Source organism: Pseudomonas sp. S5F11 (assembly GCF_019641515.1).
Taxonomy (GTDB): domain Bacteria; phylum Pseudomonadota; class Gammaproteobacteria; order Pseudomonadales; family Pseudomonadaceae; genus Aquipseudomonas; species Aquipseudomonas rhodesiae.
In genome coordinates this window covers 1,459,376-1,472,278 of the sequence record NZ_JAIFJZ010000001.1, presented here as the reverse complement: position 1 = coordinate 1,472,278, position 12,903 = coordinate 1,459,376, and the positions used below count along the sequence as shown (strand labels likewise).

The following is a 12,903-nucleotide window of genomic DNA, read 5'->3' as shown; positions in this document are numbered from 1 at the left end:
GCTCACCTCCAATACCCGGGAAACATGCTGATGCGCCGCTTAAGGGACACCGGCAGGCGCCGCTCAAGGTGGCCAAGCCGGTAACCCAGCCATTTGAATGCACTGCGCACCAGCACCTCGGGCGCGCGGTGCAGCGCGCCGGCCTTGCGCAAGGCGGCCAGCTCCGCCAGCACGTAGCGCTTGCCTTCGCCGCCCGCATCGCCGAAGGCTTGGCGGATCCACGGCTCGCGGCCGTAGAACACGCCGATATCGAAGTAGCGGTGAAACTCGTCCATGAGTGAGTAATCGTGGGAGTGATGCACCTGCGCCGTGGCGGCGTAGCGCACCTTGTAGCCGTCGAGCAGCAGGCGCGCCGCGACGTAGGCGTCTTCGCTGCCGATTACATCGACGGGGAACCCACCCACGGCGTGCAGCGCGCTGCGTCGGTACACGGCAAACGAGTCGGAGCTGAAGCAGGTCTTGATCCCCAGCTCCGGCGCGTCGACCAGGCTTTTGCTGCGGCTGTGGGGCGGGTAGTTGAAGTGCCGCGATTGCGCCCCCAGCAGCCCGGCGTCGGGGTGCGGCAACTGGCGCCCATAGGCGACGCCGTTGAGCGGGTCCTGCTGCAGCTCATCAAGCAGGTTGGCGAAGGTGTCGGGGGCCGCGGGAATGGCGTCCTGGGTCATCACGATCAGTGCGTCGCCGCCCACTTGTTCGCTGGCCCTACGGCGGGTGCCGCCGTGATTGAAGGTGCGCGCGTCGATCACTTCGACCCGTGCGCCGAAGGCGCGAAAGCGCGCCGCGGTGTCATCGTTGGAGGCGCTGTCCACCACCAGCATCTCGTCCGGTTGCAGGGTTTGCATCGCCAGGGCCGGCAGCAATCGCGCCAGGTGACTGGATGCGTTACGGGTCGGGATGATCAGCGCGGTACGCATGTCACTTTTTCACGTCGGCCGGGGTGCGGCCGTAAATGTCATCGAAGCGCACGATGTCGTCCTCGCCCAGGTACTCGCCGCTCTGCACCTCGATCATCACCAGATCGATGATGCCGGGGTTGGTCAGTCGGTGTTTGTGCCCGGCGGGGATGTACGTGGATTCGTTGGCGTTGATCAGAAATTCCCGTTCGCCGTTGGTGATCTGCGCCGCGCCGCTGACCACCACCCAGTGTTCGCTGCGGTGGTGATGCATCTGCAGCGACAGCGACGCTAAGGGTTTGACCACGATGCGCTTGATCTTGAAGCGGCTGCTTTCCTCCAGCACCGTGTAGGTGCCCCATGGCCGTGTGACGGTGCGGTGCAGGCTGTACGCCGGGTGATTCTGACGCTTGAGTTCGGCGACGATGTAACGCACGTCCTGGCTACGGTGGGCGTCGGCGATGAGCAGCGCGTCGGGGGTGTCGACGATGATCAAGTCGCGCACGCCGACCGCGCCGAGTACGCGTTTTGGCGAGTCGATGTAGCAGTTGTGTACGTCATGCAAGATGGCTTCGCCGTTGATCTGATTGCCGTGGGCGTCGTTGGGTGTGAGCTGGCGCAGCGCCTCCCACGAACCGATATCGCTCCAGCCGATGTCGCAGGGTATTACGGCGACTTGGTTGGACCTCTCCATCAGCGCCACATCGATGGAAATATCTGGCGCCTTGCCGAACGCCTCCGCATCCAGTTCACGCTGGCGCGAGGTGCTGTTCTGCAGGCTTTGGCTGTGTTCCAGTGCGGCGCGTGCCGCTTGCAGCACGTCGGGTGCATGGGTGGCCAGTTCATCCACCAGGGTGCTGGCCTTGAAGCAGAACATGCCGGCGTTCCACAGGTGTTTGCCACCGTCGAGGTAGGCCTGGGCGGTGGCCTGATCGGGCTTCTCGACGAAGCGTTTGACCCGGTTGCCTTGGGTGAGCGCTTCGCCTTGCTCGATATAGCCAAAGCCGGTTTCCGCGTGGTCGGGCTGGATGCCGAAGGTCACCAGGAAATCGGCGTCGGCCAGTTCGCGGGCCTGAGTCACGGCTTCGGCGAACGCGACTTCATTCAGTATCAGGTGGTCCGCTGGCATCACCAGCAACTGCGCCGCATCGCCGAAATGCTCTTGCACATGCAATGCCGCGACCGCGATGGCCGCCGCCGTGTTGCGCCCGAACGGCTCCAGCAACAGGTCCAGAGGCAAGCGGGCTTTGTTCACGCTGCGGTAGTCATCGAGGGTTCGAAACAGCAGGTCGCGGTTGGTCACCGTTAGCACATTTTCCACGCCGGGCAGTTTGGCGGCGCGCTGGAAAGTTTTCTGCAACAGGCTCTGGCCGTCACGCATGCGCATGAACGGCTTGGGCATATTTTGTCGCGACACCGGCCACAACCGCGTACCCGACCCACCGGAAATGATGCAGGGGATTAATCCGTTGAGGTTATTCATCAATACACTTCCTTGGTGGACAGGACGGCCGGGACCGTCATGAAAACGATGTACAGGTCAAACCACACCGACCACTTGGAGATGTATTCCAAGTCGTACTCGACACGTTTCTGGATTTTGAACAGGGTATCGGTTTCCCCTCGGTAGCCGTTGATTTGCGCCCAGCCGGTAATACCTGGTTTCACCCGATGACGGGAGCTGTATTCGCTCACCGCCACCTCGAAGGGAATGCCCGCCGCCTTGGTCGCCGTGGCATGGGGGCGCGGGCCGACCATGGACATATTGCCCAGCAGCACATTGAACAGCTGTGGCAGCTCGTCGATGCTGGTCTTGCGGATAATGCGCCCCACACGGGTGATGCGCGGGTCTTCGCGGGTGGTCTGACGCTCGGCGGTGAAGTCGCTCTGGTCGGTGTACATCGAGCGGAACTTGAATACGCGGATCTCGTTGTCGTTGTAGCCGAAGCGGTTCTGGCGGAAAAGTACCGGGCCTTTGGAGTCGAGCTTGATTGCAATCGCCGTCACCAGCATCAGCGGCAACAGCGCCACCAGCGCCAGGCTGGCCAACAGTACATCCTCGCAACGCTTGATCACCGGCGACCAACCGCGCAGGGGCAATTGCGAGGTGCTGAACATCAGGATGCCGCCCACGTCGGTGATGCGGCTGTGACCGTAGCGCAACGCGGCCATGTCAGGCACCAGCATCACGTTCACCGACATCTGCCGCAGGCGGTTGACCAGGCTGTGGATGCGTTGCTCGGCGGCCCAGGGCAGGCAGATCATCACCTGGTTGACCTGTTCGGCGCGGATCAGCTTTTCCAGGTCGCGGGTATTGCCCAGCAGCGGCAGGTTGCTCAGTTCCTTGGGAATGCGCTCGGTGCGGTCATCGATAAAACCCACCAGGCCGGAGCGAATATCGCCGTTGCGCTGCAGGTGCTCGGCGACATGCACAGCGGTGTCGGTAAAGCCCAGAATCACCGTACGTTGCAGGTATTTGCCCTTGCGCATCAGGTTGCGGTAAAGGCGCAGCATCAGCAGGCGTTCCAGGCAGAACAGACCGAGGCTGGCGATGTACCACGCCACCAGGTTGCGCGGGGTCAACTGTGGGAACATCTGCAAAATCTGGTACATGAACAACAGAATGCAAAACGCCGCCGACCACGCCTTGATCTTGGTTTTCAGGCGCATGCGGTTACTGAACAATTCTTCGGAGTAGATGCCCAGCGCCTGAAACAAAATGATGGTCAACGCCGCAAAGAACACTAGTAACCCGAGGAAGTGCGTGCGCATTTCAGGGGCCATCGGGTCCAGGAAAAACACCAGCACCAGCGGCGGCAGAATAGCCGACAGACCGTGGATCAATTTGACGAAAACAACAAAGAATTCAACAAAACCGGCACGCGTTAGAAATAGGCTGTCGACGGACGACTTCTTTCGCATAAAACATCCCTCATTGCACTCCAGGCGTGTCGTTTCGGCGTTTAAGCAGGAAGCTGCATTGGCGCTGAGTTGAACAACCGCACGCTGGGTAATACGCAACTATCCAATTCAAAAGGATCAATCCAATTGAATTGAATACGCGGGGCTAAAACTAAGGAGCGTTTCCTTTAAGGATTAGTCAACGAGCTGACGATGCTGCGCAATGGCTTGGTAGAAGGGTTGGGCGCTGTGGCTTTCGGCATTTTATTGATCTTCCTTGTTCGAGACTATCGCCTTTGAATATGCTTTTGAGTGTAGAAATAAATTTGAGATTTTTCCTGCGCAATGCAAAAAACCTTTTTCGAAGGGAGGTAGGAAAGGGGGACAAAAGGTCTGGCGCGACCCATTGGAGGTCCTGCCACAGTGCGGGGGAAGGGATCAGAAGTTACCTTTCAAACTGACCATAAAATTACGCGGTTCTGCCCACCCGACGGCAGGGGCGTCCCGTTAATCGTTCTTAGCGCCGGTGACTCTTCAAAGCGTATCCAGATCAATTTTTTGTGTGGGTCGGGCGTGCTGATTAATCTACGGGCTTCCACCCAGGACGACTCGGGCATGATCGATTTTGCAACCTTGGCGGTTTTTTCCGGCGCAGTGCTGTTGTTGCTCCTGTCACCGGGGCCGAACATGGCGTTTGTTATCAGCCATGGCATCTCCCATGGCTGGCGCGGTGGCCTGGCCGCAAGCCTGGGGATCGGTGTGGCCGACATAGTGTTGACGGTGCTGACCGCCACCGGTGTCACCGCAGTGGTCGCCGGTTGGCCGCCGTCGTTCGACCTGATTCGCTATGCCGGCGTGGGCTACCTGCTGTGGCTGGCGTTCAAAACCGTGCAAAAACGCCCCGGTAATGCGGTCGCTGCCGTCGAGCCCGTGGCGCTCAAGCGTGTATTCCTGCACGCCATGCTCAACAGTCTGCTCAATCCCAAGGCATTGCTGTTTTTTGTTGTGTTCCTGCCGCAGTTCGTACGACCCGAGGCGGGGGCGATTGCCGGGCAACTGTTGCTGCTTGGGGGAATTCTGACGCTGATCGCTGCGATATTTCATGGCGTGCTGGGGATCAGCGGCGGCGCCATCCGCCGTTGTTTTAGTGGCCGGCCAGGCAGCGCCGTGCTGCAAAGATGGGGGCTGGCCACTGTGTTGACGGCGTTGGCAGTGCGCCTGGCGCTGATGTCCCGGCCGGTTTGAGGCCGCCTTTAAACCAGGCGTGCGGCCGCGCGCGCGGTGATCTCGCCACGGGTCTTGCGCGATTCGACGGTGCGCTTGTTGGCTTCATCCAGCACCGCCTGCGGGGCGGTGTCCGGGCGGCCGGCGTTGAAGGGCGGGGCCGGCGCGTATTCAAGCTGCAACTGCACCAATTGCGCGGCCTCTGGGCTGTACAGCTCGGCGGCCAGGGTCAGGGCGAAATCGATCCCGGCGGTGATGCCGCCACCGGTCAATAGGTTAGCGTCGCGCACCACGCGGTCTTGCACCGGGATGGCGCCGAGCGGGGCGAGCATATCGTGGTAGGCCCAATGCGTGGTGGCCTTGCGACCGCGCAGCAGGCCGGCCGCGCCGAGCACTAGCGAACCGGTGCACACCGAGGTCACGTAACGCGCGGTATCGGCCTGGGCTTTGAGGAAGTCCAGGGTGACCGGGTCTTCCATCAGCGCGCCAACGCCTGAACCGCCGGGCACGCAGATCACGTCCAAGGCGGGGCAATCGGCGTAGGTCATGGTCGGGGTGAACACCAGGCCGGTACTGGAGGTGACCGGCGCCAGGTCCTTCCACACCAAGTGCAGCTTGACGTCCGGCAGCGAGCCCAGCACGTCATAGGGGCCGGTAAGGTCCAGTTGCTGGATGCCGGGAAACAAAACAAAACCGATGTTCAGGGTCATCAAGAACGCTCCGAGATAGGGGTGGACGGCTTCACTGTAGAGGCTTAGGCTTTGGCGAATACGCCATTGAGCCCACAAATCACGCCAATCATGACCAGAACCGTGCACGTCCTCGCGTTCCCCAATGCCCAAGTGCTCGATGTCACCGGGCCGTTGCAAGTGTTCGCCTCCTGCAATGACCTGGCGCGCCAGCGCGGTCTGCCGCTGCCTTATGCCGTGTCAGTGATTGCCGCCCAGACGGAACCGGTGATGACCTCTGCCGGCCTGGCGCTGGTGGCCGAGCCGCTGCCCACCGTCGATGCGCCGTGCGACACCTTGGTGATCGCCGGCGGCTGGGGGGTGTACAACGCCGCCGATGACCCGTCGCTGGTGGCGTGGGTGCGCGATAAGGCCCGGCATACCCGGCGCATGACCTCTGTGTGCACCGGCGCGTTCCTGCTGGCTGCCAGCGGTCTGCTCGACGGTTGCCGCGTGGCGACCCACTGGACGCGTTGCGAGGAGCTGGCCAAGCGCTTCCCGTCGCTGACGGTGGAGGCCAATCCGATTTTCATCCAGCAGGGTTCGGTGTGGACTTCCGCCGGCGTCACCGCTGGCATCGACCTGTGCCTGGCCTTGGTGGAGGAGGACCTGGGGCGCGCCGTGGCGTTGGAAGTCGCGCGCCATCTGGTGGTATTTCTCAAGCGCCCTGGCGGGCAATCGCAATTCAGCGCGACCCTGGCCCTGCAAGAGGGCGGCAGCCGTTTCGCCGAACTGCATGCGTGGATCGCAGAACACCTCACCCTCGATTTGAACATCGCCACCCTCGCCAGCCAGGCTGGCATGAGCGAGCGCAGCTTTGTGCGCCACTACCGCGCCGAAACCGGCCAGACTCCCGCACGCGCCGTGGAGCTGATCCGTGTCGAAACCGCGCGCCGGCAATTGGCCGACAGCAGCGCCTCGATCAAGCGCATCGCCGTGCAGTGCGGTTTTGGCTGCGAAGAAACCCTGCGCCGCAGCTTCCTGCGCGCCCTCGACGTGACGCCCCAGGCCTATCGCGAACGCTTCAGCGCGCCGGCCTAGGCGAGCAACTCCAGCAGCGCATCCAGAGTCGCCTGCGGTGCCTCCTGAGGGATGTTATGGCCCACGCCGGGCAGCACGCGGCGCTGATAAACGCCGCTGAAGTGCACAGCGTCTTCATCTTCCTCAGAGGGCGGCCCCACGCCGTCGTCGGCGCCGCATAGGCAAATGCAAGGCACCGTGATCGCCGGTTGTTGCGCGAGGGCCTGTTCAATCGATTCCAGTGCAGGATCGCCGGGCGCATACATGAAACGGTGACGATACGAGTGAATCACCACCTCGACAAAATCCGGGTTGTCGAACGAAGGCGCCGTCTGCTCGTACAGGCTCGGGCCTGCGGACCAAGTCGGCGACCACAGTGACCACAACAATTCACACAATTCACGGCGGTTGGCGGTCAAGCCGTCGACGCCGCGCTGCGTGTGAAAGTAGTACTGGTACCACAAACGATGCTCGGTTTCGGGCTGGCGTGGCGCGGTGGACTGGGCAATGTCCTGAATGTTGTAGCCATCCCCGCTGACCAGCGCGCGCACCCGTTGCGGCCACAGTGCGGCGACGATGCACGCGGCGCGCCCACCCCAGTCGTAGCCTGCCAGGGTGGCGCGGGGGATCGCCAGCGCATCCATGAAATCCAGCAAGTCCTTGGCCAGCGCTGCCTGTTGCCCGGAGCGCAGCACCTGATCGTGGATAAACCGCGTCGGGCCGTAACCGCGCAGGTATGGGACCAGCACACGGTAGCCGCGCTCGGCCAGCGGCGGCGCGATAGCGTCATAGGCGCGCGGGTCGTAGGGAAAGCCATGCAGCAAAATCACCGGCTCGCCGTCCAGGGGGCCATGAGTTTCATAGGCGATGTCGAGCATGGACGTGCGCGCGTACAGCAGTGGAGCGAGGAGGGCCATGGGAAGGTTCCTATGGGTGGTTCGGGTTCTGCCCACTGTAGTTCAAAGGCCAGCGGCGGGCAGCGTGGCGCTGCTCGCCCTGTGCAGGTTTTACGGTTGCCACACAGTCTTGGCGCCACTGAGCTTACGGTCCAGAAACGTGGCCGCGCTGATCAAGGCCAAGTGGCTCAACGCCTGGGGCGTGTTGCCCAGGTGGCGCGCCTGGTTGTCGAACTCTTCGGCGTACAGGCCTAGTGGGTTGGCGTAGCGCAACAGTTGCTCGAACTCCAGGTGGGCTTTTTCCACCTGGCCGGCGCGTGCCAGGCATTCGACGTACCAGAACGAGCACGCGGCGAACGCACCTTCGGTGCCTTGCAGGCCGTCGATCTGGCTGTCGTCGTTGCGATAGCGGTAGACCATGCCGTCGCGCACCAGGCTTTTCTGAATCGCCTCCAGGGTGCTCAGCCAGCGCGGGTCCGTGGCCGCGACGAAGCGCACCAGCGGCATCAACAGCATCGAACCGTCCAGCGCGGTGCTGCCGATGTACTGCACAAAATGCCCGCGTTCTTCGTTCCAGAAGTTGCTCCAGATATCGGCGTAGATCGCTTGGCGAGTCTGGTCCCAGCGCGCGAACGGTGCCGGCAGCGAGCGCTTGGAGGCCAGACGGATCGCACGATCCAACGCCACCCAGCACATCAGGCGCGAGTGCAGAAAGTGGTGTTGCTCACCGCGCATTTCCCAGATGCCGACATCCTTGTGGTTCCAGATTTCGCAGACCTGATCGGCGACCTCCACGGTATGTTTCCAACCTTCGTGGGAGATGGCTTCGCCGTACTTGTTGACCAGGTAAACCGCGTCCATCAGTTCGCCGTAGATATCCAACTGAATCTGATCGAACGCTTCGTTGCCGATGCGCACCGGCGTGGCGCCGCCGTGGCCGCCGAGGTGGTCCAGCTCGGTCTCCGGCAGTTCTTGGCGACCGTCGATGCCATAGAGGATGTTGATTTTGGTCGGCTGGCCGCAGCAATCGCTGACCCGCCCCCTGAGCCAGCGCATGTAAGCGTTGGCTTCCTCGACAAAGCCCAGGCGCATAAAGGCGTAGACGGTGAACGAGGCGTCGCGGATCCAGGTGTAGCGATAGTCCCAGTTGCGCTCACCGCCCGGGGTTTCCGGCAGGCCGAAAGTGGCGGCGGCGATGATCGCGCCGTGCCGGCGCGAGGTCAGCAGTTTGAGCGCCAGGGCCGAGCGGTTGACCATCTCGCGCCAGCGCCCGCGGTAGGTGGATTGGGCGATCCAGCCGCGCCAGAACTTGAGGGTGTGGGCCAGGGCCAGGTCGGTGCAGCCGCGGTCTACCCGTGGGTCGTCCTGGCCACCGAATACGAACTCGGCCGTTTCTTCCTGATTCAGGGTGAAGGTGGCCACGGCTGCGTTGTCGTCTAGCTGCAACGTCTGGCTGCCGGACAACCGCAGGCCAGGTTGGCCCTGGGCGGTGAAGCATACGGTGCCGTTGTCGAGGCCAGCGTGGGTTGGTGTTCGCGCATAGTCGTGACGCACCGCGCAACGCAGGTGCAGAGTGGCACTGCCGCTGACCACCCGCACGCGGCGGATCAGCAGCGGCAGGTCGTCGATCTCTTCGCTGATGGTCAGCAGGTCGGTGATTTCCACCACGGCAGTGTCGCTGAGCCAGCGGGTTTGCAGAACGTTGGTGTCGGGCAGGTAGATCTGTTCGCGCCGCGCGTTGGGCAGGTCTGGGGTGAGTTGGAAGGTGCCGGCCTCGGGCGAGTCCAACAGTGCGCAAAAGATCGACGGGCTGTCGAATTCCGGCCAGCAGAAAAAGTCGATGCTGCCTTTGTCGTTGATCAGGGCGGCGCTGCGCATATCGCCGATGATGCCATGGGCATCGATGGCGCTTTGGGGTTCGTTTTTAAGATCAACCATTGTCGCGAAACTCCGGATACAGGCTCATGCCGCCATCGATAAACAGGGTGCTGCCAACCACATAGTCAGAGGCGTCGCTGGCCAGCCACACCACGGCGTTGGCCACGTCCTGCACGTCACCCACGCGCCCGTAGGGAATCAGTTTGAGCAGCTCTTTTTGCGCCGCGCCTTCGGTGGCGGCGCGGTTGATGGCGGTGCGAATCGCCCCCGGTGCGATGCCGTTGATACGAATGCGCTGCTCGCTGACTTCCTGGGCGAGGGTGCGCATCAGCATCTCCACGCCGCCTTTGGATGCCGCGTAGTTCGCATGCCCGGCCCAGGGGATCACTTGGTGCACCGAGCTCATATGGATAATTTTGCCGGCCGCTCGCGACACGCCTTCGCGTACACCTTGGCGCTTGAAAATGCGCACCGCCGCACGAGCGCAGAGGAATTGCCCGGTGAGGTTCACGCCGATGACCGCGTTCCAGTCGTCGAGGCTCATGTCGACGAAGGCAGCGTCCTTCTGCATGCCGGAATTGGCCACCAGGATGTCCAGGTGCCCGAAGGCGTCGAGGGTCTGGGCGAACAGCCGTTCCACATCGTCTTCCTTGGACACATCCGCGCCGATGGCAATCGCACGGCCACCTTCGGCATTGATCTGCGCCGCCAATGCTTCGGCGGGGGCGGCCTGGGCGTTGTAATTGAGCACCACCGCGGCGCCGGCTTGCGCCAGGGCTTTGGCCGCACCGGCGCCGATTCCGGAACTGGCGCCGGTTACCAGCGCCACTTGTTGCTCCAACGAGATATGCATGCACACCCAGCCTTTGATTCGTGAGTTCAGTTAGCTGACTGATGGCACACAAGGGAAGTTCAGATGCCTGGAAACCGACGCCTACGGATTAAAGCTTATCTTGTATAAAAATTAAAAAATAAATAACTAGATGGTATTAGCAAGCCAGCTAAAAGCGTTTGACAGGATTTTGCGCCCCGTGTTTTATAGGGACACCTCAATCCGCTCCGCTGGTAGTTCAGAAGTCATCGCGGAGTCACCTATAAGAGAAGCCCATGTTTTCATTGGCCGTTATAGGGGAACTACCAGATAAGGGGCCGGCGCCTGTTCATATTGGCTTGCCTATGTCAGTGATCTTCAATGGCGATGATGTCGTCGTGCAAATTGGAGTTGTCACCCTGTCTGCAGTACGCTCCCTGATTATTAGTTACGTACTCACGCTGAAGTTGTTTGCTTGTTTTGCAGCCTTGAACACCCAGCGGCTATACGCGGGGGCATGCTTAGTTCATCGCTGTTGATAAGTACCCGCTGTCGTCTCTTTCATTAAATAACCCTTATCCGAGGAGGATGTGTCGTGGGCACTCCGGGTTACTTAGAACAACTAAAAAGTCATAACCCTCGTTCAGAATTGTGGTGGGATTCATCCCCCGTGTTGTATGCCCCCCATAAATACGGCTTGCTGGATAAGCACCCAACGGTAGCCGCATATATCGAGCGGTTGATGCCGGATGATTGGTGCCGGCCGCGAAGTTTCAGCAGCGTGACCACTAACCCGCGTCTGGTGACTGCGGTGATTCTGGACAGACGGGAATACGAGGCTTCACGTGTTGATCAGAGCAATCTGTCGCCTGAGGCGTTGCACAAAAAGTTGTACGACGAAGTAATTATCGACGGTGCGTCGGCGCTCAAAACCCTGTGGGAGCAATCGTCACACGCTGAGGGCTGGATGTGCGCTCAAGTGGAGCCGAGCGACGTGCGCTGCGCCCAGCGCATGACCGCCCGCGGCATGGAGCTGCATCATCTGGCACCGAACGTGATGGTCAAGGTGCCGGGCAGCCAGGAGGGTTTGGCGAGCGTCGAGCAATTGGTGGCGCGAGGGGTGTCGATCAACATCACCTTTTGTTTCACCGTCTCGCAGTTCCAGGCGGGTTTGCAGGCCATTGAGCGTGGCCGACTCAGTGCGCGCAGCCATGGCATCGATACGCGCCATTGCAAGTACGTGATTACCTACATGATCGGGCGCTTTGGCTGTCAGCCCGAGTTCGCCCAGCAAGCCGCCGCGCGCAGTATGGCGCTGGCGCCGCAGGAATTGCGCTGGGCCGAACTGCTGATTTACGAGCAGATCCAGGCCCTGGTGGCCGCGTCGCGCGTGCCGGTCCACACCTTGCTGTCGAGCCTCAAAATCGACGTCGATGCGCGTGGCAACCAGCATTGCTGGCACCTGGAACGCACCGGCCTGAGCGCCACCTACTACACACTCACGCCGGAGATGGTGGCATTTCTGGTGGAGCGCGAAAGCCGTGGCCAACCCGTGCTGCCCGCCCACGCGCCGCTGCAGGTACCGCCTGCGACGTTCGCCAAGTTGATGCGGATTCCGTACTTCTACCAAGCCTATTTGCTCGACAGCATCGCGCCGCAGGACTTCGCCCGTCATGCAGCCTTTATCACCGCCTGCCACGAAGCCAACGCCGCGCACCGGCGCCTGACCGATCACTGTGTTCGCCTATGCGCCGCGGCCCAGCACTCCAGGCGCTCGATCAACGAAATTCTGGCGACCGAATATGGGAGTGTGGCATGAACCAAATGGTTGCCTTATGGGCTCACCCGCGCTCGCGTTCCACGGTGCTGGAACGCGTATTTATCGAGCGCGGGGACTTCGAAGTCTTCCATGAGCCTTTTGCTCATGGGGCATTTTCCGCCGATTCCAGCATTCCTTCGGACGACTGGGACCACGCTTTTCCCACGACTTATACGGCGATCAAGCAACGGCTGATCGAAGCGGCAAGCCATTCCCCGGTGTTTCATAAAGATATGTGTTACCACTGCCTGGAGGAGTTGAAGGTCGACGTCGACTTTCTCGCCTGCCAAGACAATGTATTTATTATTCGCGAGCCGGTCAGCAGTATTGTTTCCCACCACCGTATATACCCGGATATGCCGTTACAGGCGATTGGGTATAAAGCACAGTACGAGATCTTTTGTGTGCTAAAAAAACTCACCGGTAAAGTACCGTATGTGATTAATGCCGATGATCTGGCCGCCGATCCGCAACACGTTATTCGTAAACTCTGTGATTATTTGAATATTGAGTTTCTGCCTCGCGCTTTGTCTTGGAAGCGCGAATGCCCGCCCCAATGGAAGATGTGGAGAAGTTGGCATGTGACCGCCGAAAATAGTGAGCGGATTATCGCCCCAGATAAACAAGTCCTGGATATAGCGCTATTCGAACAGTGCGCGAAATTAAAAAACTTATATGACTATCACCGGCCGTTTTACGAGCATATGAACGCGTTTTGTCAATAAGGAGCCTG

Annotated in this window: 11 protein-coding genes; 4 read left to right on the top strand and 7 right to left on the bottom strand. The window is 60.9% G+C overall.

Going from position 1 to position 12,903, the window contains the following annotated elements:
* Nucleotides 1–2: 2 nt before the first annotated feature.
* The 3 genes from K1567_RS06325 to K1567_RS06315 are packed head-to-tail and all read right to left on the bottom strand — an operon-like array spanning nt 3 to nt 3,815.
* A complete protein-coding gene (locus tag K1567_RS06325; protein WP_220698268.1) occupies nt 3–914 on the bottom strand; it encodes a glycosyltransferase family 2 protein in 912 nt (303 codons plus the stop codon).
* 1 nt (nt 915) lies between these two features.
* Nucleotides 916–2,376 carry a mannose-1-phosphate guanylyltransferase/mannose-6-phosphate isomerase gene (locus K1567_RS06320; protein WP_220698267.1) on the bottom strand — a complete coding sequence of 487 codons (1,461 nt, stop codon included), beginning with the start codon at nt 2,374–2,376 and terminating at the stop codon, nt 916–918.
* Nucleotides 2,376–3,815 (bottom strand): undecaprenyl-phosphate glucose phosphotransferase, encoded by a 1,440-nt coding sequence (locus tag K1567_RS06315; protein WP_047882776.1) that lies wholly within the window; start codon nt 3,813–3,815, stop codon nt 2,376–2,378. The genes K1567_RS06320 and K1567_RS06315 overlap by 1 nt, the downstream gene beginning before the upstream one ends.
* A 594-nt stretch (nt 3,816–4,409) precedes the next feature.
* Between K1567_RS06315 and K1567_RS06310 the strand changes: the two genes are divergently transcribed.
* Complete coding sequence (locus K1567_RS06310; RefSeq protein WP_220698266.1) at nt 4,410–5,039, top strand: LysE family translocator; 630 nt, start codon at nt 4,410–4,412, stop codon at nt 5,037–5,039.
* An 8-nt stretch (nt 5,040–5,047) separates the two neighbouring features.
* Here the strand turns inward: K1567_RS06310 and inhA are convergent, their stop codons facing one another.
* Nucleotides 5,048–5,728: an isonitrile hydratase gene (inhA, locus tag K1567_RS06305; protein WP_184336865.1), complete on the bottom strand. Its 681-nt coding sequence runs from the start codon at nt 5,726–5,728 to the stop codon at nt 5,048–5,050.
* 90 nt (nt 5,729–5,818) lie between these two features.
* Between inhA and K1567_RS06300 the strand changes: the two genes are divergently transcribed.
* Entirely contained in the window at nt 5,819–6,787 is a 969-nt protein-coding gene (locus K1567_RS06300; protein ID WP_220698265.1) for a GlxA family transcriptional regulator, read from the top strand.
* On the opposite strand, the gene K1567_RS06295 is transcribed toward K1567_RS06300, so the two are convergent.
* From K1567_RS06295 to K1567_RS06285, 3 genes are all read right to left on the bottom strand, one after another.
* Entirely contained in the window at nt 6,784–7,683 is a 900-nt protein-coding gene (locus tag K1567_RS06295) for an alpha/beta fold hydrolase (protein WP_169868882.1), read from the bottom strand. The two genes, K1567_RS06300 and K1567_RS06295, sit on opposite strands and share 4 nt — an antisense overlap.
* Nucleotides 7,684–7,773: 90 nt before the next feature.
* Nucleotides 7,774–9,600, bottom strand: coding sequence for a glycoside hydrolase family 15 protein (locus K1567_RS06290; RefSeq protein WP_220698264.1), 1,827 nt, complete (start codon nt 9,598–9,600; stop codon nt 7,774–7,776).
* A complete protein-coding gene (locus K1567_RS06285; protein WP_220698263.1) occupies nt 9,593–10,393 on the bottom strand; it encodes a glucose 1-dehydrogenase in 801 nt (266 codons plus the stop codon). Before K1567_RS06285 ends, K1567_RS06290 begins: the two co-directional genes overlap by 8 nt.
* 628 nt (nt 10,394–11,021) lie before the next feature.
* Here K1567_RS06285 and K1567_RS06280 point away from each other — a divergent pair.
* Together K1567_RS06280 and K1567_RS06275 are read left to right on the top strand one after the other, a co-directional pair.
* Complete coding sequence (locus K1567_RS06280) at nt 11,022–12,170, top strand: transaldolase family protein (protein ID WP_310794494.1); 1,149 nt, start codon at nt 11,022–11,024, stop codon at nt 12,168–12,170.
* On the top strand, nt 12,167–12,895 hold the full coding sequence (locus K1567_RS06275) for a sulfotransferase family protein (RefSeq protein WP_034096824.1): 729 nt from the start codon (nt 12,167–12,169) through the stop codon (nt 12,893–12,895). Before K1567_RS06280 ends, K1567_RS06275 begins: the two co-directional genes overlap by 4 nt.
* The last annotated feature ends 8 nt before the right edge of the window (nt 12,896–12,903 follow it).